This window comes from Providencia sp. PROV109 (genome assembly GCF_033681625.1).
Classification (GTDB): Bacteria; Pseudomonadota; Gammaproteobacteria; order Enterobacterales; family Enterobacteriaceae; genus Providencia; species Providencia hangzhouensis.
In genome coordinates this window covers 376,207-398,682 of record NZ_CP096320.1, presented here as the reverse complement: position 1 = coordinate 398,682, position 22,476 = coordinate 376,207, and the positions used below count along the sequence as shown (strand labels likewise).

The 22,476-nt window shown below is 39.2% G+C and carries 14 protein-coding genes; 11 read left to right on the top strand and 3 right to left on the bottom strand.

The features are described 5' to 3' along the window. Positions 1-199 precede the first annotated feature (199 nt). From M1F25_RS01760 to M1F25_RS01745, 4 genes are all read left to right on the top strand, one after another. Positions 200-1,618 (top strand): MBOAT family O-acyltransferase, encoded by a 1,419-nt coding sequence (locus M1F25_RS01760; protein WP_181489145.1) that lies wholly within the window; start codon positions 200-202, stop codon positions 1,616-1,618. Beyond that, positions 1,605-2,774: a DUF459 domain-containing protein gene (locus M1F25_RS01755; RefSeq protein WP_094961456.1), complete on the top strand. Its 1,170-nt coding sequence runs from the start codon at positions 1,605-1,607 to the stop codon at positions 2,772-2,774. The genes M1F25_RS01760 and M1F25_RS01755 overlap by 14 nt, the downstream gene beginning before the upstream one ends. Beyond that, entirely contained in the window at positions 2,746-3,972 is a 1,227-nt protein-coding gene (locus tag M1F25_RS01750) for an SGNH/GDSL hydrolase family protein (protein ID WP_112307386.1), read from the top strand. Before M1F25_RS01755 ends, M1F25_RS01750 begins: the two co-directional genes overlap by 29 nt. 506 nt (positions 3,973-4,478) lie before the next feature. Beyond that, entirely contained in the window at positions 4,479-5,297 is an 819-nt protein-coding gene (locus M1F25_RS01745; protein WP_181489143.1) for a helix-turn-helix domain-containing protein, read from the top strand. A gap of 58 nt (positions 5,298-5,355) precedes the next feature. Here the strand turns inward: M1F25_RS01745 and M1F25_RS01740 are convergent, their stop codons facing one another. Beyond that, the gene (locus tag M1F25_RS01740) at positions 5,356-13,980 is read right to left on the bottom strand and encodes an Ig-like domain-containing protein (RefSeq protein WP_181489141.1); all 8,625 of its coding nucleotides are present in this window, start codon (positions 13,978-13,980) and stop codon (positions 5,356-5,358) included. A gap of 223 nt (positions 13,981-14,203) precedes the next feature. Here M1F25_RS01740 and M1F25_RS01735 point away from each other — a divergent pair, with 223 nt between their 5' ends. The 7 genes from M1F25_RS01735 to M1F25_RS01705 all read left to right on the top strand — a co-directional run bounded on the left by M1F25_RS01735 (position 14,204) and on the right by M1F25_RS01705 (position 20,447). Continuing rightward, positions 14,204-14,659 (top strand): hypothetical protein, encoded by a 456-nt coding sequence (locus M1F25_RS01735; RefSeq protein ID WP_181489139.1) that lies wholly within the window; start codon positions 14,204-14,206, stop codon positions 14,657-14,659. Next, positions 14,610-15,527, top strand: a complete 918-nt coding sequence (locus M1F25_RS01730; protein ID WP_226617268.1) for a hypothetical protein — start codon at positions 14,610-14,612, stop codon at positions 15,525-15,527. Before M1F25_RS01735 ends, M1F25_RS01730 begins: the two co-directional genes overlap by 50 nt. Before the next feature lie 4 nt (positions 15,528-15,531). Continuing rightward, entirely contained in the window at positions 15,532-16,758 is a 1,227-nt protein-coding gene (locus M1F25_RS01725; protein WP_112307381.1) for a TolC family protein, read from the top strand. Next, a complete protein-coding gene (locus M1F25_RS01720) occupies positions 16,739-17,989 on the top strand; it encodes an HlyD family efflux transporter periplasmic adaptor subunit (RefSeq protein ID WP_094962843.1) in 1,251 nt (416 codons plus the stop codon). The genes M1F25_RS01725 and M1F25_RS01720 overlap by 20 nt, the downstream gene beginning before the upstream one ends. 3 nt (positions 17,990-17,992) lie before the next feature. Beyond that, positions 17,993-18,475 (top strand): hypothetical protein, encoded by a 483-nt coding sequence (locus M1F25_RS01715; RefSeq protein ID WP_136135483.1) that lies wholly within the window; start codon positions 17,993-17,995, stop codon positions 18,473-18,475. Then, the gene (locus M1F25_RS01710; RefSeq protein WP_232368715.1) at positions 18,462-20,003 is read left to right on the top strand and encodes an ATP-binding cassette domain-containing protein; all 1,542 of its coding nucleotides are present in this window, start codon (positions 18,462-18,464) and stop codon (positions 20,001-20,003) included. The genes M1F25_RS01715 and M1F25_RS01710 overlap by 14 nt, the downstream gene beginning before the upstream one ends. Positions 20,004-20,210: 207 nt before the next feature. Continuing rightward, entirely contained in the window at positions 20,211-20,447 is a 237-nt protein-coding gene (locus M1F25_RS01705) for a hypothetical protein (protein ID WP_232368714.1), read from the top strand. Between the two features lie 75 nt (positions 20,448-20,522). On the opposite strand, the gene gntU is transcribed toward M1F25_RS01705, so the two are convergent. Together gntU and gntK are read right to left on the bottom strand one after the other, a co-directional pair. Continuing rightward, a complete protein-coding gene (gene gntU / locus M1F25_RS01700) occupies positions 20,523-21,878 on the bottom strand; it encodes a gluconate transporter (RefSeq protein WP_004261235.1) in 1,356 nt (451 codons plus the stop codon). Then, the gene (gene gntK / locus M1F25_RS01695; RefSeq protein WP_181489137.1) at positions 21,878-22,417 is read right to left on the bottom strand and encodes a gluconokinase; all 540 of its coding nucleotides are present in this window, start codon (positions 22,415-22,417) and stop codon (positions 21,878-21,880) included. Before gntK ends, gntU begins: the two co-directional genes overlap by 1 nt. Positions 22,418-22,476 lie beyond the last annotated feature (59 nt).

The window sequence follows — 22,476 nt, the reverse complement described above, 5'->3', positions numbered from 1 at the left end:
TGGTGGCGAGGCGGCAAGAGAAGCTACCCCTAGGAGCATACATAAGTATGTGACTAGGGTAGCTGAACGTAGCCAACAAAGTCACCGCTCGAAATATGACGAGCAATATGACAAGCAATATTCTGATTGCATAGAAAAAGAGATCAAATATCATATACCCTAACCTTCTAACAAAATAATTAACATCTTTGAGTCTAATATGAATTTCTTCTCTTTTGAGTTTCTTGGCTCTTTCTTGATTTTTTTTCTTATTTATTGGGGTTGTCAGCCCAGTGCAAAGTTACAAAATGGCTTATTAATCACTGCTAGCTATTTTTTTGTTTATTCATTTAGTCCTGACTTTGCTTATATCTTATTTAGCTACACACTGATTATTTATTTGCTTACCAACGTGGCAACCAATTGGCTCTCTAGTGGATGGATATACGGTATTCTTACCGCTGTCATTGTTGGCTTCTTTACCACCTTTAAATATTACTCATTCTTCCAAGAGACTATTCAGCAAACACTCGATAAATTTGGTTTTAGTGTTGGTCTTCCTATATTGGAAATACTCGCACCGCTTGGACTCTCATTTTATGTATTCCATTCGGTAAGCTATACGGTATCAGTTTGTCGCAAAGAAATTCCTAAAGCCGATTTCTTTGATGTAACATTGTATCTTGCATTTTTTCCGAGCATCGTCGCAGGGCCAATCAACCGCGCGAAGAACTTTCTTCCCCAAATACAAGCGGAAAGCCGTGAGGTTTTAGATCCTCGAAAAGCGATATTGCTTATTTCATTAGCACTAGTGAAATTGTTTTTATTTAGCTCTTACTTGTCTGAAAATTTTGTAAATCCAGTCTTTGATTCTCCCGTGGGTTACAATGCGGGAGAGATCCTAGTAGCAACCTATGCCTATGCTTGGAATATTTACTTTAACTTCTCAGGTTATACCAATCTGGTGACGGGCATCGCGTTATTATTAGGATTTAGAGTCCCTGTTAACTTTAATGCGCCTTATTTAGCTGCAAATTTAAAAGAGTTTTGGGCCCGTTGGCACATCAGCTTATCTACATTTATTCGCGACTATATTTATATCCCCCTAGGCGGTAACCGCAAAGGTTTTAGCCGTATGAATACCAATGTATTCCTTGCGATGGTCATTTCAGGGTTATGGCATGGTGCAGCAATGACATTTGTAGTTTGGGGAGCCATTCATGGATTAGGAATTGTGCTACTCAATCTTAAGAGTTTATGCATGGAAAAATTAGGATGGACCCAAGTGATTCCTAATAAAACATTATCCGTTTGGGTGTCACGAATTATTACTTTCCATTTTGTCTGCTTTGCATGGATTTTCTTCCGTAGCCCCTCATTTGATGATGCCCTGTTAATGGCCAATCAAATCATTGCACCTGGTTTTATTGCTTCAATTAATGCAAGCCTAGGCTTACTAATCGCATTTTGGCTACTACTGATTACCTACCCTTATTTTGTACAAGGCTACCATTATGTGGCAAAAAAATACCAAACCATTCCTTGGTATTATTATCCTATTCCGCTCGCGATTATTCTAACTATTATGTTTATGCTTTCTCCTTCAGGTATGCCGGGGTTTATTTATGCTAACTTCTGAGTTTAAAAATACCCTAATCAAAGTTGGGCAGATTTTATTTATTGTCCTAATTGCTGGCCTATTATTAATTTGGTTGAATCAAAGCTCACTAGAACGATTTTGGCAGCAAAAATATCACCAAGATACCCCATGGGCAAAAATGGCAGGGAATCCTATCTGGGATTATGGTGCTTATTTACATGATGGTGCGCTTGAAGCAGGAAGCTTATTCACTTATTACGCATCAGGGCAAAAAGCGCAGGAAGACAAACAAGCCGCAGAGCTTGAACTGGCCAATAAAGATAAAAAACTCAGTTTCCCCAAAGAGTTTCAAATTGGTCTTCATTTCGTAAATGGCTATATTTATCCAGCTGAAAGCTTATCGATTACTTTCCCTGAGCGGCTTAAACGACCACAAGTTAGAGAGAAAAACCAGAAAATTAACTTTGGTGGTTTTACAATCAAAAAAGATCAGCCAATCGTGGCAAAACATATTGCCAATATCGAAAAGGGCCAACAAGTCCTGTTCGCGGGGGACTCCATGATGCAAGGCGTCGCTCCACATGTTAAAAACATGCTCTTGAAAAAATATAATATCGATAGCATTAACCTAAGCAAGCAAAGTACAGGACTGGCGTATCCACGCTTTTTCAATTGGCCACAAACCATTGCTAAGGCATTGAATGATAACCCCAACATTAAGGTTTTAGTCATTTTTTTAGGACCTAACGACCCTTGGGATATGCCACCACAGACGGGTTATAAATACGTCAAATTTAAAAGTGAAGATTGGGAAAAAGTGTACCGTGAACGAATTGGTGATATAATATCGACCGCTCGCCAGCACAATGTTGATGTTATTTGGGTTGGGCCTCCTAATATGCGTAAAAATACGCTCTCCGATGGCATGAAATTCTTAAGTAGCCTCTACCAATCTGAAGTTGAAGACAACGGTGAAATTTACTTTTCGGTCAATGATGTCTTTAAATATAAAGGCGATACCTATTCTGACTATATCGGTGATGCAAGTAGTACCATTAAATTGCGAAGTGGTGACGGGATCCATTTCAGCGGAAAAGGTCAACAATTGATTGCTGAAAAAGTATTCTCACTCATTCATTTCGAAGAAGAGGAAGAAAAGGAACCTCATGAAACTGAACAAACTGTGTCAAGCTAAGTCCAAAATATTGGCGGGTAGCGTGATTGCGCTTTTGTCGCTGGGCTTATTGTCTTGCCAGAACACATCAGACAAAACTCGCACGACTAGCCTGCCTAAAGGCCAGCCAGTCGTTGCACAAGGGCAGTTGGTCAATAACTCAGAGCCTAATTTGCCACAATTGGCGAATAAATTACGCCAAGGCAACCAACAAGTTCACATTGTCCAAATTGGTGATTCACATACAGCCGCTGACTTTTTCAGCGGTAATTTAAGAACATTATTTCAGCAACGTTATGGTGACGCGGGCCCAGGCTTCATTCCTCCGATTTCGGTACCTGGGCAACGAACAGCGACCATTAACCGTATGAGCGAAAAGAAAGAGTGGTCACTGGCTTCAAGCCGCAAAGATGAACGCTTTGATTACCCACTGGGTGGGCTAATTGCCGAGCCACAAGCAGCCAACAGTAAAGTAGTGCTCAAGCCTTTACAGCCTGCGCTAGGTGCTTATCAGCTACAAACTCTATACCAAAGCACAAGTGACTCACAAATGCGTGTCGCTCCTGCCGTCTCCCCCAATGTTGCATTGCCAGCCACAGGCAACCAGTGGGTATTTTCGTCCCCTGTAAATACCCAGCTTCCAGCCCAAGTTACTGTTAATAAAGGTGATGGGTTGAAAATTGGTGGGTGGTTAGTGCGTTCGCAAAAACCAGGAGTAATGTTTTCAGCTCTTGGGCTCAATGGTGCAACACTGAGTATGACAGATAAATGGCAACCACAATGGAGCGAAACCTTAGCTCAAATGTCCCCTGATATGGTGATTTTAGCCTATGGAACCAATGAAGCTTTTAACGATACATTAGATTTAGCCGCTTACGAGCAAAATTTACGCGCCAAAATTCGCTTAATTCGCCAACAAATGCCAAATAGCGTTATTTTACTTATCGGCCCGAATGATTCACTTAAATTTAATGATGCGGCGAGTTGCCAAGCTCAGATGCCAGTGAATTTAACGAGTGTGATTCAAATTCAAAAAACAGTTGCCGCTCAGGAAAATACGCTATTTTGGGACTGGCAAGCCTTTATGGGTGGCCCTTGTTCAATTCGCACATGGGCAGCACAAGATTTAGCACGACCTGATAATGTGCACCTCTCCGTCGAGGGTTATAAGAAGAGCGCACAAGGCCTATATAGTCAGTTAAACCAAATATTGAATTGATTACTGGTCCAACGCACGATAAGGCAGAAGTATACTCAACGTACTCTGCCTTTTTATTTACTCCTACTATTTTTTAATGTTAAGCACCTAATAGTTGTCATTTCACTTTGTTTTTTCTTACTTATCTTTTTGTTACTCTAAAAACATAATTCCAATATTAAAATAAAAATAATTATTTTAAATAAAAACAATGAGTTAAAATAATGACTCTCGGAATATTACTGACTCGTTAAGAATTTATTGTTCTCTCTCAAAAACATAAAAAATCGTGACCAGTAATTAAATCAATATACCCTATATAAAATTAGTATCCCTGCGTTCCTTTTAATAAACCACATCGCTATACACTGAAGTTTATTAAGTCAGGAAGTAATAACAAATCGATCTTTCAGCTTATGCAAGCTCAAGGTTTGTTGTTAAAAATATGGAAGCCGTGAACAATTCTTTGACACAACCAGAATAATTTTACGGTAATAATCGTAGGTAATATTTATTTAGGTTCAAAAATGTCGACTAATTTCTGTGTTAAATCGTTTCATACCTATATTGAAACCCTATCAAATAAAATAAAAAATAGCTTTTATCTAACTCACTCTCTACTATTTAAAGTGAGGTCTGGCGAAATTGAAATACGGATAGAAGAAGGCCCATGGCAAAGACTAACGGCTGCAGATATCTGTTTTCTCCCCAAAGGATCTTCAATTGAGATAATCAATCTTGATAGTCACAATCTGCTGGCTGTAGATGTACTTCCAATGACCACCGATATGTTAAAATCCTTTTACCAACAGCATGCAGCATTATTTATTAATAAGAAAAAGACACACTCAATAAGCCAAATTTGTTGTACTAGCTTACAAGAAAACCCGATTATTGAAGATGTATTTCATTCTGCAATTAAAGAAGCTAACTCACCGACCAGCCATAATGTTATTCATATTCATTTAAACTTTATTCTATCATTTTTTTTACTGGTGAATGAATTTACCTCTACATTATATGCCTCAATGAATATCTCGATAAAAGATAAAGTGTATGACTTAATTTTTCATAGCGCAGGTAAACAATGCCTTACTCTAGATACTATCGCAAAAAAACTCCATATGAGTCCTTCAACCCTTAAACGACGACTAGCCAGTGAATATACATGTTTTTCCAAAATTAGCTTAATGTCCCGAATGAACAAAGCAATGATATTATCTAGAACAGAAAATATGCCTATGACACGTATCGCCCAAGAAGTCGGCTATGATGATGTCCCTTACTTTTTACTGGCATTTAAAAGTTTTCATGCGCAGCCAAGCTTCCCCCATTCCTTGATTTAGTACTTTATTCACCTTTAAACTTTAGCCTTACCATTTTCATGGTAGGGCTATTATTCAATTAAAAATAGTGTTCCTCGATATCAGATGGAAGCGCTAAGGTATCTATTGGCGGGATATCCACCTGAGTACCGCCTGTATTATCTATTGGCGTTACAGTTGCATCGGGCAAATCGGAATAAATAGTAAGATTACCTTTAACCTGTGCCTGATTTCCTGCCTGATCATATACATTAACTTCATAGTCATGCACACCTTCAGCTAATGGGTTCAATACCGATATTTCCCATTGACCCAGTTTATTCGCTTTTTGTTCATAGGTATGATTATCAATGGTTAAAAATACATGAGTGTCTGGCTCCGTTGTCCCACTGAATTTTGGCGTATTTACATTGGTTATATCATCGCCTTTTTCACCAGAGTCAGTCATAACATCTAAGCCACTAACAAGCTCAGGGGCTTTGGTATCAATAGTCACCTTTCCTGATTGCTGTGCCTGATTACCCGCTTTGTCATATGCATTAATTTCATAGTCATGCACACCTTCAGCTAATGGGTTCAATACCGATATTTCCCATTGACCCAGTTTATTCGCTTTTTGTTCATAGGTATGATTATCAATGGTTAAAAATACCTGAGTGTCTGGCTCCGTTGTCCCACTGAATTTTGGCGTATTAATATTAGTTATATCATCGCCTTTTTCGCCAGAGTCAGTCATAACATCTAAGTGACCAACAAGCTCAGGGGCTTTAGTATCAATCGTCATTTGCCCTGTAAGCGCCTGCCTATTTCCCACGGCATCTTTAACTTCAATACGATAATCATAGGTTTTATCAATCAAGGCATCAGTAACAGATATCGCCCATTTTCCTTTTTCATCCGCCACCCCTTGATAGATTTTACCGTCAATTTCAAGCGCAATAACTGCCTCAGCCTCTGTCACCCCACTAAATTTTGGCTTATTGATATTCGTTATATTATCGCCCTTGTGGCTTGAGTCAGTGGTGTTATTTAGCCCCCCTAAAATTTCTGGCGCTTGAGTATCAACAGTAATTTTTCCGGTTAAATTGTCTGTCCCTAAGTTCCCCGCAATGTCAGTTACCCTTATATGATAATCATGTGTCCCATCGATTAGTGGTTCTGTTAACGTAAAGCTCCACTCCCCTTGTTTATCAACAAGGATATTCGTGTAGATCTCTTGACCAACTGTGATTTCCAAATAAGTGCTAGGCTCTGCAATCCCAGCAAAAGTCGGCCTCGTCATACTGGTTAAAATATTCTGTTTAGTGCTGGAGTCTATAGGATCCACCACACCACCAATAAGGTAGTCAGGTGCTAATGTATCAATAACCAATTGCCCAGAAACTTGTCCTTTAATACCTTTAATATTATCAATCGCAAAAATGACATAATCATGAAGACCTTCACTTAACTCAGTATCAACGTGAATAGACCACTCCCCTTTTTCATTAGCGATAGTTTCAAATGTTGAGGCAATTTTATTATCGAAAACTAATCGGATTGTCGCATTCGGTTCAGTTATCCCAGTAAATATAGGCTTATTTATATTTGTACAATTATCGTCTTGAATACCCGAATCTGAGTCTGACATTAACCCTCCGGTCGCCACAGCAATGGTTTTTACTGTAAAATTGCCTGAGATAGGTTGTAGACTAATTTGGCCAAAAATGTCTTGAGCTTCGATTTCATACGAGTAAGTTCCCTCAGCAAGGGCCTCTTTATCAGATAGTTTAATTTGCCAGTTACCATCGTGATCCGCAGTCGTGTGATAAATATTTCCATTGATCGTCAAGCGTACTTCCGAATTGACTTTGGTTGTTCCATTAAATGTTGGTTGATTAACATGAATAGTGCCGCCATTTGATGATTGTTCGTCTAATACCGCATTCAATACTGGTGGGGTAATGTCATATACCAAATCAAACTCAAACTGCGTTTCACGATTAGCTAAATCCTTTGCCGTAACCGATAATTGAATTTTTTCACCATCCTTAATACCTACAGGAACAACATCACTGGGTAATTTCAGCTGCCAACTCCCCTGATTATTTGCCTTTGTCGTACCAAGTATTTTTCCATTTATGTCTTTGATGGTAACTAGGCTTGCGACGCTTGTAGTCCCCGTGAGTGTTAAATCATTTTGGTTGAAAAGTAATTTGCCATCTTTCTCAGAAATTAATTGTTTATCATTCACACCAAATTCAATACTTGGGGCAGTCTTACCGGATTCATCACTGAGCACTTTAATAATTACTTCATGCTCAGTTTTATTACCCGCGATATCAAATGCAGTTATTTTTGCCACATGCTCGCCGTCAGGTAATGCCAGCTCATTAGCAAAAACTGTTTTAGAGCCATTATATTTAGTTTTTAGCTTATTATGTCGAGTCGTTTTTCCATTCACGTTTATCAAGTAATAATCCATATTTCCATTATAAGTGAAAACCAATTTAGGATTGGTTACATTCGCAACTTGTGTACCCGCATGAAGTTGCTCCTCAGCAACCTGAAAATGATTAAATATGGGTGCCTTAGTGAGGATATTAAGTGTTGTTTGCCCAACTGAAACTGTACCATCGTCTTGGATAAAACTAATATGGTAAGCGCCATCCCCTTTAATCGGTACTTCGAAACACCACTCTCCCTGATCATTGGCTTGAATAGGATAACTATTACCATTTACTTTGGCTGAGATCGTGCCACCGGCTGTTATTTTGCCTTTATAAACGGGTTTTTTATGATTGGTATAGTGGTTACCGATTTGGCCAGAATCTGTATCTGGGTCAAGGTAAAACTTGAAATCACTGATAAATACAGAAGAAGATACTTCCCTTACCGAACCATAAACATCTTTAAATTTGAGGGTATAAGGGACTTCCCCCAATGGTAATTGGACATCGTCGGGGACTTTGAAATTCCATGAGCTTCTGCTTTTACCAAAAGCTATTGAATAAGTTTTTCCACCAATAAAAATGGTTCCTGTAAGCTCATCTCTATCCGATGCCCCTGAAATCTTTCCCTGTAACTTTGGAGAACGACTTGAGCTTAGTGAGTTATCAACTTCCCCAGTGCTACTCGACTCTGCCGCAACTTGAAATGCCACATTTAAAACGCAATCCTTTATTTGAATCCCTTTTTCTTCAATCACCTTTTCTGTCGTCAACCCAGCTGGAGACGTTGCAATTAATACCAAATTATCAAGGTCATAACGGCGATCCACTTTAAGAAAACCTGGCGGTAAGCTAAAAGACCAATTTCCATTTTTATCAATGTCTGAGATGGAGAAAATATGCTCATCCTTCTTACTCAGTCTAAACTTAAATTGTAAACTTGAACCAGGGGTTACTTTTCCTGTAAAAGTTGCCTCTAAATCATTGGTTGATTTATCACCATGATGATAACCTCTCTTCCAAGGTGAAGCCAGAGCAGCATCGATAATCTCCGGTTTACTCGAATTAATCGTCAGTGTGTCTATTGTTTCAAATTGATTATTTGCCGTATCCGTAACGGTAACTTTATAATCACCAATAAAATCTTTTGGTAATTTATTAGGTAAAGATAAACTCCAGAAACCGTTGTTATCAACAACTGTCGAAACCGACTCATTATTTAGTTCCAGAGTGATTTCACTCCTCGGCTCACCTTTTCCTGTAAATACAGGTTTACGATGTGCAGTAATAAAGTTTCCTTTAGTTCCTGTATCTGTCTCTGTACTTAGTTCAATTGTGGGTACAGGAGCAGTAGTATCTATAAAAATATTCCCAGAAATATCCTTTGTTTGCCCATTTATTGGGTGTTCCGCTGTCACAAGATACTGACAATTCCCTTCCGCGAGCTCTTTAACTTGGATTTCCCAATTTCCAGTGACTTTATCTGCCAATGTAGAGAAACTTTCATTCCCGATTGTCAGTCTAACTTTAGCCCCCGCCGTGGCGTTCCCTGTAAATTTAGGCACTTTAATATTGGTGATATAATCACCTTGCTTTCCACTATCATACGCAGCATCTAATGTGGCGGTTAGAGTCGGGGGGTGAATGTCTCCAGATCCTACTGATGAGGGCAGGTATGTAAAACTCTGACTAATTGTCTCTTTGTTACCAGCAGCGTCCTCTGCGATGACCTTGTAGTGATTATCCTTGCCTTCATTCGCATCAACATCAAAAATCAGAGACCATTTTCCTTGGCTATCGGCGTAAACCGTTTTAATTTGTCCTTTAAACTCAGCGGTAATTTTACTTTCGGGATCTGCTTCTCCACTAATTTGTGGCCGTTTTGAGTAGGTTATCAACGCATTCGAATTGTCTTGGCTCGCTGGGTCTAAGTGTGCAGTCAGCGTGATATTGCTATCGACAATAAACTGCCCGTTGGACGTCCCGATATTTCCGACAGTATCGGTCACACTCACTTGATAATCATACTCACCGTCTTGACTTACTGCGGGTAATGCCACTTGCCACTGCCCGTCTTTATCGGCAAGGGTGCTGTACTCCTGCCCCGCAAACTGGATCACCACCGCCGATTGCGGTTTGGTTATTCCTTCCAGTGTGACCGCTTGGTGCTGCGTAAGATTGTCCCCTTTGGCACCGGAGTCGCTGCTTTCGGTGAGCTTCGCAGTCGCAGCCGGTAGCGTCGTGTCGACCCATACCGTCTCGCTGATTTTCTCGCTATTTCCCGCAATATCGGTGACCTGCACCTTGAGCGAGTGGCTTCCCGACGCGAGTGCCGAGGTGACCATAATCGACCAAGCGCCCTGTGCACCGGCCACCGTTGAGTAAATTTCCCCACTCAGTGAAACCTGTATCGTCGCGTGGGGCTCGGATTGTCCGGATAATGTCGGGAGCGGTTGGTTAGTCATCAAATCAGACTGGTTATTGAGTTGTAACGTCGTGGGTTTCAATGTGGTTTTTATCTGCACGGACTCTGTAACCACCGTGCTATTGCCTGCCACATCCGTGGCTTTCACCGTATAATCATAGGTGCCGTCGGCGAGTACATTTTGTGTCACCACCGACCAAGCCCCATGGCTATCCGCTGTCGTGACAACGTGTTGTCCGCCAATCGTCAACTCGACACGGCTTCCCGCTTCCGCCTTGCCTGAAAAATGCGGACGCGACTCTTGAGTGATATGGTCGCCAACCTTGCCACTATCAGACAGTGTATCAAGGTGGACCGATAGGCTATCCACCTGAGTATCAACAATAAACTGCCCGCTGGACATCCCGATATTTCCGACAGTATCGGTCACACTCACTTGATAATCATACTCACCGTCTTGGTTGACTGCGGGTAATGCCACTTGCCACTGCCCGTCTTTATCGGCAAGAGTGCTGTACTCCTGCCCCGCAAACTGGATCACCACCGCCGATTGCGGTTTGGTTATCCCTTCCAGGGTGACTGCTTGGTGTTGCGTAAGATTGTCCCCTTTGGCGCCGGAATCGCTGCTTTCGGTGAGCTTCGCAGTCGCAGCTGGTAGCGTCGTGTCGACCCATACCGTCTCGCTGATTTTCTCGCTATTTCCCGCAATATCGGTGACCTGCACCTTGAGCAAGTGGCTTCCCGACGCGAGTGCCGAGGTGACCATAATCGACCAAGCGCCCTGTGCATCGGCCACCGTTGAGTAAATTTCCCCACTCAGTGAAACCTGTATCGTCGCGTGGGGCTCGGATTGTCCGGATAATGTCGGGAGCGGTTGGTTAGTCATCAAATCAGACTGGTTATTGAGTTGTAACGTCGTCGGTTGCAATGTGGTTTTTATCTGCACGGACTCTGTAACCACGGTGCTATTGCCTGCCACATCCGTGGCTTTCACCGTATAATCATAGGTGCCGTCGGCGAGTACATTTTGTGTCACCACCGACCAAGCCCCATGGCTATCCGCTGTCGTGACCACGTGTTGTCCGCCAATCGTCAACTCGACACGGCTCCCCGCTTCCGCCTTACCTGAAAAATGCGGACGCGACTCTTGAGTGATATGGTCGCCAACCTTGCCACTATCAGACAGTGTATCAAGGTGGACCGATAGGCTATCCACCTGAGTATCCACAGTGAATTGCCCCTTGGACATCCCGATATTTCCGACAGTATCGGTCACACTCACTTGATAATCATACTCACCGTCTTGATTGACTGCGGGTAATGCCACTTGCCACTGCCCGTCTTTATCGGCAAGGGTGCTGTACTCCTGCCCCGCAAACTGGATCACCACCGCCGATTGCGGTTTGGTTATCCCTTCCAAAGTGACTGCTTGGTGTTGCGTAAGATTGTCTCCTTTGGCGCCGGAATCGCTGCTTTCGGTGAGCGTCGCGGTCGCAGCTGGTAGCGTCGTGTCGACCCATACCGTCTCGCTGATTTTCTCGCTATTTCCCGCAATATCGGTGACCTGCACCTTGAGCAAGTGGCTTCCCGACGCGAGTGCCGAGGTGACCATAATCGACCAAGCGCCCTGTGCATCGGCCACCGTTGAGTAAATTTCCCCACTCAGTGAAACCTGTATCGTCGCGTGGGGCTCGGATTGTCCGGATAATGTCGGGAGCGGTTGGTTAGTCATCAAATCAGACTGGTTATTGAGTTGTAACGTCGTCGGTTGCAATGTGGTTTTTATCTGCACGGACTCTGTAACCACGGTGCTATTGCCTGCCACATCCGTGGCTTTCACCGTATAATCATAGGTGCCGTCGGCGAGTACATTTTGTGTCACCACCGACCAAGCCCCATGGCTATCCGCTGTCGTGACCACGTGTTGTCCGCCAATCGTCAACTCGACACGGCTCCCCGCTTCCGCCTTACCTGAAAAATGCGGACGCGACTCTTGAGTGATATGGTCGCCAACCTTGCCACTATCAGACAGTGTATCAAGGTGGACCGATAGGCTATCCACCTGAGTATCCACAGTGAATTGCCCCTTGGACATCCCGATATTTCCGACAGTATCGGTCACACTCACTTGATAATCATACTCACCGTCTTGATTGACTGCGGGTAATGCCACTTGCCACTGCCCGTCTTTATCGGCAAGGGTGCTGTACTCCTGCCCCGCAAACTGGATCACCACCGCCGATTGCGGTTTGGTTATCCCTTCCAAAGTGACTGCTTGGTGTTGCGTAAGATTGTCCCCTTTGGCGCCGGAATCGCTGCTTTCGGTGAGCGTCGCGGTCGCAGCCGGTAGTGTCGTGTCGACTATCAGGCTTTGGATAAAAACACCCTGATTTCCTACGCTATCTGTTACCTTAACATTTAATATATGTGAGCCATCAGCTAAGTTATCACTAATCGTGAGTGACCAATCACCCTGTTCATTCGCCTTAGTGAAGTACTCTTTTCCAGCTACCTTAACGATGACATTGGAATTCGAATCTGTTTTTCCCGTAAGCGTTGGCTTTACTTTGCTGGTCAAAAAAACCGTTGAGTTATCAAGCAGTACACTAGCATCTGGTTTTGATGTTTTGATAGTAACGCTCTCAGTGATGATTTTTTGGTTACCAGCAGGATCCACGGCAGTGACTTGGAAGTTTGATACTCCATCGGCCAATGGTTTCTCGACTGTTATTCGCCACGTACCTTTATCATCAGCAATTGCCGATAATGTTTGTCCTGCAATCGTTAGCGTTACCGTACTACCAGCTTCAGCTTTCCCTATAAAAGTAGGAACTTGCTTGTTAGTTAGTCTCTCCGCCGACGTTTCGGTATCCGAATGCCCATCAAGGCTAACAGAGAGATTATCAAGCTGAGTGTCGACTTCAAATTGGCCATTCACCGTCACAGGCTTACCTTCACCGGAAAAAGCAACTAATGAATATTCATATACTTTATCTTCTAACGGCTCAGTGATTTTTAATGACCACTTTCCATCTTTATCCGCTGTGACCGAATATTTGTTATCATTAATCGTTAGATAACCCTGACTATCAGGAGAGATAACCCCAGTAAATATTGGTGTATTAATATTCGTAATATTATCCCCCCTTTTCCCTGAGTCGGATTCTTCGCTTAATTTTCCTTGAATAAAAACCTGTGTTATAGGTTTAGCTATCTGGGAAGGTGCTAATGGTTTATTTGCAGTCTGAGAGGGTGATGAAGAACTTATTGGCATAACAACGGGTGCAGATGGTGAAGGAAAGGTTAAGTTGCTGTCTTCGACTTGTGCTTTCTCTGCTTTATTTTTTTGATTTAGCTGGTTTTTCGCTTCTGTGAGCTTTGTTAATGACGAACTTAGTAATACCTCTTTTTCATCTTTCTCAGAAGACAAGGTCTGAAGCGCCTTTTCTAATTGTTGGTTTTTTTGATTTAACTCCGCCAGTTTTTCACTGAAACTTTGTTCATCGTCTTGTCGGTTATCATATTGCTGTTCCTCACCTTCAATTTGCTCATTATTCTTTTTTGAGGCTTGGCTATCCGTATATTCAATGATGTCACTCGTCAATTGCTCTTTGATATAAATAGCATCAGCACCGACATTTAATGTTATTGATGATAGAATTTCATCTTGTGAAAGAATCTCGCCCTGCTCAGTCAATAATGTCATATTTCCTAAAATAACTTCAGACAGCCCATTTTTAATGTTCTCAATAGAACCATCTGGCTTAGTTACAATTAAATCAAGCCCTTGAACTTTAAACTTTTGGATTTCTATGCTTTTTAATTTATCTGTGATAGTTTTATCTGTCATGTTCTATATCATTATATTAATAAATGGGGTTATCAGCTATATACCCATAAGCTGCCGTTAATGAAACCGATTATATCCATTTAATTAAAAATAAAACGTCATTTAAGATAATGTGGTCTGACAATCTTTTTTTTTGAGCTCCAATTCCAGTGAGTTCATTTCAATAGCGATTATAATATAATCCTGAATTAATAAAATTATTTCTAAAATAAAAGAATTAGATATGGAAGAAAATGATGATAACTCTGATGAAGAACTAGCCCCAATGGTTGATGGGTTAAGTGGAACACTATGTATAATTATTTTAGTTTCTATGGTGTTTATTTTCAGTGGAATGAAAACTGCAGAAACCCATATTAATTATGGACAATTAAAATTTGAAAAAATACAAATAGACATCCCAAATAAACGTCTTTATTTTAAAGGTGGAATTCATTTATCAAGCAATGAAACCTCTTTAATCAAACAAGAAATAGTTAAAAACAAAAGTAATAAAATTATTATCAGCGGTTACATCAATGATAAAATCAGCCACAGTAAAGAAAAAAACACCTACAACCTTCTTTATATGGCATCACTACTTAAGAGTCTGGGAATTAATAAAGAAATTGTTCTAAAACAAGGAACAAGTGAATATTGCCCAGGTTGGAACTCATGCATTTATTGGGATTACAAATAACATGTATTATCTTGGATTATTTTTTTATGCCGCAACGTTTCTCGCTTGTTTTTTATTACAATCGGTACGTGAAATGGTTCAGCAATGTCTATTACTTGCCCCTGAAATCAGCTACACCATGATTGGGATTTATATTTATCCTTTAGTTATATTTTTATTTCATCGATTATTTAATAAAAATAAAAAAAGCAACTATACATTACTCTCAAACCAAACGAAATTATCTGCATCCGTTACTGTGTCATTAGGATTAATAGGAACATTTATTGGATTAACAGGGATGATCACCGCAATATCAGCATCACTTGGAGGAGAAGGTGATGTCTCAGAAAAAATGAACGCCATGATCTCATCTATCTCAATGGCACTTAATTCAATGTCCTTTGCATTCTTAACCTCTATTCTTGGGGTTTCTATTTCAGTTTTACTGTTAGTGAGTTTGAATTTCTTTCATTTCTTTTACCAAAAAGAAAATAAAAAAACTCAACAACAATCTGCAAACTACTCAGAAGAACTTAATCATATTCAAGAAACCCTGAACACATTACAGAAAGTGAATATCAATATAGCGCAAAAAATGATTTCCGTGACCGAAAACAATGAGCTAGCAACTGATATTTCCTCACATCTTCTGGCTTTATCCTCCACAGCACAAGAGCACTTAGAGGTTTTACAATCAATAAAAGAAGCTGACGATGACTGGAAAAGAAAATTAGCCGTCTACTTATTAGAAGAAAAAATAAACAAAAACAATCAGAATGAAAAAATTTCAGAAGAAATATTAAAAATAGATCAAACTACACAATGGCTAAAAGAAAATACCATTGAGAGCAGAAAAAAACTATTAACTTTATTATCAATGGAGTAAGCACATGCGTCCTATCACCTTAGGTTTATTATTAACATTATCACTACCAACTTGTAGCTTAGCCAATCAAGATGTAGAAAACTTCCAAACATTTATTGGCCGAGTATTAAAAAACTCCAATCCAGTTCAAATAAAAGCGTTAGAATTAGAAGCTGAAAACCTCAGAGCAAAACAAACAGATTATTATTATCTACCAAAAATATCCGCTTCAGGAAAAATAAAAAGCCATGATGGCAGCACTAACAGTAATATTACTGCCAGTTCATTGATCTATGACACTACGTTAAGTCACCGGTTTAATGAAAAAAATTTAAAATTAAAAATATCAGCACTTTCACTAAACAAGGAAAAAGAAGAACTTTACACCTCGACAACTAACAACTTAATTGGTATTTATTATCTCAATGAGCTAACAAAAACAACAGCTGATTTAAATAGCAATGCTAAAAGTATTTTCAAACTTATTACTCATCGCTATAAAAGTGGCATAGCAAAATACAGTGATGTTGAACAAGCTTCTTTATTGATGCAGAGGATTGAAACAGAGCTACAAAATATAGAAAAAGAGATTGAGCAATATAAGTCTAATATTGAGCTTTTATCAGGCATTACCTTTCCTTCTAAAGGTGTAACGGTTCCAAAAAATCTATTAAAAAAATTACAAGAAACTATTATTGATAGTGAAAATGCACAACAGAATAGCGAATATAACTTGCTACGTATGCAAGCTGATGCAATGAAAGAAAATGCTTATCAACAAAATCCCTTCTTAAATGTTAATCTTATCGCCGAAGAACGATTTATTGATCAAGTTAGAAGTCGTAACGAGTCTTATATGGGAATGGAGGTTAAATTAAATATCTTTGACCTTGATAAAGTTCTGAATGAAAAATCTCAACTGAAACTGTATGAAGCAACAAAAGGAAAAGCTGATTATAAATATAAAGAATCCACAGCTAAAATTAAAAATTTAAAATTAATCGCTAATTCAAATTCGACTGAACTTATAGGGCTACATGAACAACGTAAGACCATGCGCTCAATAATTAAAAGCCAACAAAGGGAATATGAAATATCACAATCTTCTTTCTATGAAATGGTGAACACACTATTTGATATGTTAACAATGGAAAGGCGCATTGCTGAATTAATGATTGCTGATATGAAAAACAAAATGGAATATATCCAATTAACAGGGAAGTTAGCTGAAATTGAAACGTTATCTAAATAAACTGAACCGGGCACCTAAAAAATTAAAAATATTTCTAGGTATCACGTCATTATTTATCGGTTATATTATATTAGCTAAAATAGAAATATCCTCTCCAGGAGAGGGGATTATCTCAGGAGTCTCCAATCGACTAGAAATAGTGAGCCCGGCTTCTGGATTTATTAATCAGTTCGCTATTAAAACTGGTGATAAGGTAGAAAAAGACCAAGTTTTATTTTCCTATACTAATTTAGATGTCTTTCATCAAGAAAAAACCTTATCCGGCCTCGTTACTTTTGCTAATGAACGCATCAATGAATTAGAAGAAAACAAAAAACTGTTAAATAAAATCCTTGATGGAAGCATAAATACGGAATCTGAATATTTTTTCTTTGCAAAGGGCTTACAAAGTAAAACTTTAAGTGCCTATAGAGAACTCTATGGTCATATTCTCTTACGCATGGAGATAAGTAATTTACGAGATAAATATATCTCACAAATTAAAGAGTCTAGCGAACTAGAAAATCAAATTAACATACTGAAAAAGAAGGACTTATTATTAAAAAATGCAAGAGCTCCTGAAATTGAAAAACTCAATAATAATGCTGAAATCAGCCGCACCACCGCGCTAATAGCGTCAGGTGAATTAAATGCTCAAGGGTTATTGCGAGAAATCTCACTGCAAGAAAAGAAGTATACCGCACGACTTATCGGGGAAATACAAGAAAATGAAACTCTACTTAATCGACTAAAAAAAGAGAAATTAGAAAACAGTGGTCAGATGGAATTACTGCGCAATAAAATAAGAGCGAATAGTGTGTTATCACCAGCTGACGGGATTGTATTAAGTATCGAAAAAGATTTAGAGAAAGGTTCGTATGTTGAAGCCTCAAATTTAGTGATGGTGATTAAAAAACAGCAAAGTACGCGGGTTATTGAAGGTAAAATATTAGCGAAGTATCGCCCTTTTATAGCGCCACAGCTACCAGCCAAAATTGTGGTGAACTCCCCTGGGTTTAAAAAAATCATTAACGGGAAAGTTACAAAAATCAGCGCTGATTCCTTTAGTGACAGGGAGCGGAACAGCCAAGAACGCTATTATTCAGTACAAATTACACCAGAACAAAATACGGAGCTCCTTCCAGAACATGACGGTTTGCCAGTGATGCTCTATATCTCTAGTAAAGAGATTTCAGTACTTCATTATTTAACCGCATTAATTAGCGATAACATTACATTTAACGTTTGGTGACTTATGTTAGGTTTTATTTCTGCATTATCTGCTGCTGTTGCAACCATGACATTACTTATGGCTGTGCTCTTAGCTAATGTGTTATCAAGCACAATGGCTGCTGAAAAAAATAAAGGCAAGGCGGCATTGATAGGAATTGATAACCACAATACTGAAGCGTCTTCATCTATAAATACCGATAGTAATAATGACAATAAAAATGGCAATGGCAATGGCAATGGCAATGGCAATGGCATCATGACATCGTTAATGTTTAGCCATGACACCTTAAAACTAATTGATCATAAAAAGGTTAAATCTATTGATGTTTATTGCAGTTATGGAAATAACATATCTTTTGACGCAGCAATGACCTATACCATCTATAACACGGTATTAATTAAAAAAAACACGCCTAATGTACACATTAAAGCCTTAAAACCTATTGAGGATAATCAAGGGGTTAACGCTTGCTTCCTAAAGAGTGAAGAAAATGAAAGAAAGTAGTTTCCATGATGTTATTAATCAATACTTTAAGATATTAGGAGAACCATTTTCCTCTCCAGCACTCTCTTATGATAATAAATATATCTTAAATAATATAAATGAATTTATTAATAATGATTTTTTCACTTATCAATACACTTCTATTTCAGATTTTAATGAAAAAAAGCTACCTGCTCTCTTTATTATGGAGATAGCAGATGGGAAATATATTATCATCAAAAATCATAGAGGCCAGCTAACCAATCTAACAACCGACATAGCAATAACACAACAACTAATTGAAAATAAACATTTGTTTTCATTTTCTGCAAGTGAAAACACACTCAATGAAGAGAGCATATATAAATCACTGATTAAGTTAACACCAAAATCTAGCTTATTGTCATTACCTTTAATTGTATTCGCACTATTATTACCTTTATATTCAAATCTTTTTAACTCCCGCTTAGTTTATAGTGAATCTATAAGCTCACTTTTATATATTAGTTTTATTTTCATTGTAGTTATTGGCTTAGAGTTTTTTATTAAACACATTATTCATGAACAGAACACAAAAAAAATAAAGCTTAACATCAGTACTTTTAATCGCTATTTTATTAATTTATTAAAACAATCTAGTTGTAAAAGTGCCTCAATTAAAGTGAGAACAGCAGAAGCATCAATCTTACAAGTTTGGGAAATTAAGCCTCAAATTATTTATGATGTCGGGTTAGCCATTTTATTTTCATTTTGCATTTTTGGTATGTTAGGTTTTTATTCATTATTGCTATTGAGCTATTACGCTGGGCTTATCTTTTTATGCCTACACATCCGCTTTCTTTCCTATAAAAATATGCTCCGAGCGAATACCTTAAACTATGAAAAATCAGCCATGTACTACTCATTGGAACAAAAAAAACATGAGCTTTGTTTTGCCAGAGATAACCATTTTAAACAGTACATCAGTATAAAAACTAATGAAGATGAAAAAATAAAATTAAAACTAAATGAGGCCAATCACCATTGGATGGAAATTATCAAAGTAAATACGTTTTTATCTATGATAGTAATGTACGTAGCTAGCTATTTGGCTATTGGTGAAGGCAGTCTAAGCTTGGCTTCTGTTATCGCCGTGATGATCATTAATAGTCGACTTTCTGGTGCAATTACAAGTGCCATTAATCGCTTATTTATGGTGAAAACACATCTATTTCATATCAAATCCAGTATTGATCAGTTAAAAAACAACCCACTTATCCATTTCAAAGCAGATGGTATAACAACAGATTCAATAAAACATTTTAGTGCAAAAAATCTTAGCGTTAGCATTAATGGTAAAACCATTATTAATCAGCTTGATGTTGAAGCCAAACCCGGCGATGTTATTGGTATTACTGGTATTTCAGGCGTAGGAAAGACATCACTAATGAAAGCATTATGTGGGATTTCAGAATACTCATCAGGGGATATTACAATCAATGGTATTGGTATCGATGAAATTTCCCAATGCTTTTTAACAGAAAAAATTGCCTACCATAATGGTATTTAAACATTTATTCATGGCAGCATTCGTGATAATTTTAATTTCTATGGTGTATTCGATAACAATACAATTGTTCACCTTACCAAATTATGTTGCCCATCCTTACTGATTAGTAAGGAAACCTTAGACGATACACTCATCACCGATATCGCCGCATCTACAGGGGAAAAACAAAAGTTACAGCTCGCACTGACTCTGATAAAACAACCTGAAATGATATTCTTAGACGAATCGACATCATTTATGGCGACCTCTGATGCACTCTCATTCTTACAATTAATGAAGCAAGAGTTTGAATTAGATGAATCAATTATTTTCTTTTCTACTCACGACTTAGGACTAACCTCATTTTTTACGAAGCATATTGCATTATCACCGGGTCATGCTAAACACATTAATTCGCCACAACACCATAATAAAATTATCATCCCTAAAATTAGCCTAAGCTAAATAAGCAAAACGCCCACTTAATAGCGGGCGTTTTAATTCAATACATTTAGCTCTGATGTATTTTCATAAAATACATTACAAGAACATGAAGAACACCATACCGACAATTGCCCCTGTCGTACCAAGGATAGTTTCCATTACCGTCCATGTTTTTAGCGTTTGCGCTTCTGTCGCACCAGTGAATTTTCCATATAACCAGAAACCAGAGTCATTCACGTGGCTTAAGATCAATGAACCGCCAGAAATACAGATAGCTAATGCTGCCAGCTGTGCTCCTGAGTAACCTAACTCACTGATAACAGGTAGCACTAAACCTACCGCTGTTAAACATGCAACCGTTGCAGAACCTTGAATGACACGCACTGCACCCGCTAATACAAAGCAAGCAACAGCAATTGGTAAACCAGCACCAATTAAAGAGTCACCTAGTGCAGGGCCTACACCTGAATCCACTAAAATTTGTTTGAATACGCCACCAGCACCCGTCACAAGTAAAATGATCCCAGCAGGTTGAATCGCTGCGGAACAAATCGCCATGACTTTTTCTTTATCCATACCATAACGGAAACCTAGGCCATAAATCGCCAGTAAACACGCTAACAGTAATGCGGTGAAAGGGTGACCGATAAACTCTAACCAATGCTCAAGGGGGGTTCCTTTTTCAACTAAATGCGTTCCGATTGTTTTTAAACCCACTAATACCAACGGGAAAAGCACTAAACACAAGCTAAATCCAAAGCTTGGCATTTTGCCATGTTCTGTATTTGGCGCTTGATAATCTGCTGGAATATCAATATGAACAAAGTTACTGATAAACTTACCAAATAATGGCCCCGCTAAAATCATACCTGGGATAGCAGCACACAGACCAATTAAAATCATCCAGCCATAGTCTGCCCCCATTTGTGATGCAACGAGCATTGGTGTTGGCCCCGGTAATAAAAACGCTGCCGCAGCGGCTACCCCAGCAAATAATGGAATAGCAAGGCGAACAACGTTATGGCCTGTGCGGTTCGCTACCGCAAACACCACACCAATTAACAAGACAATAGCCACATCAAAGAAGAGTGGTAGCGCACAAATCAGCCCTGCGACACCCACTGCATAGTGAGCATTCTTTTCACCGAATAGGTTAAGTAGCTTATTCGCAATCTGATCTAATGCCCCTGTTTCATGTAAAATTTTACCGAACATTGCCCCAAGAGCGACTACGATAGCAAGAAAACCTAAGGTTCCCGCCATTCCTTTTTGCATGGTTTCCGTGATCTGTTGTACTGGCATACCTGAAAATAAACCGGCACCAATAGAAACAATCATGAGTGCAACAAAAGCATGTAAACGAGCATACATCACTAAAAAAAGCAGTAAAACGACAGAGCCGACTGCCGTCAGCACGAGCGTTAACGTGCTTAATGTTTCTGGGGTATTCATTAGTTATCTCCAGCGACAATCTTACGAATAGTAGAACACGTATTTTCAATCACGTTTTCTAAGGATGGGCGAATATCAACAACCTGCACATCAGGTTCATCCGCGCTAGGTTCTTGTAAGGCATCAAATTGCGATTTCAGCATTTCAGGCTTAAAGAAATGCCCTTTACGTGCTTTCAATCTTTCTTCAATAACAACCGCATCACCTTTTAGGTAAATAAAATAGAGGTTGTGGTTCCCCTCTCTTAAGATATCACGATAGCTTTTTTTCAGTGCAGAGCTAACTACCAGTGATATCTTATTGGTTCTTTGCATTGCAAAAATGGCATTATTTAGTGCGACTAACCAAGGTTTACGGTCGTCATCATTTAATGCATGGCCAGATGCCATTTTTAAAATATTTGATTTAGGGTGAAGAAAGTCACCATCAAGGAAAGCAGCTTGTAGTTGCTGTGCAACACCGGTAGCAACAGCAGACTTACCACTACCCGATACCCCCATTAGTACAAATGTATAGTTTTGTTTTTGGGTATCATTCATAGGAAACTCCTCAGATATTCACTATTGTCCTGGCTTTAGTTAAAAACCGGTTTTTGTTA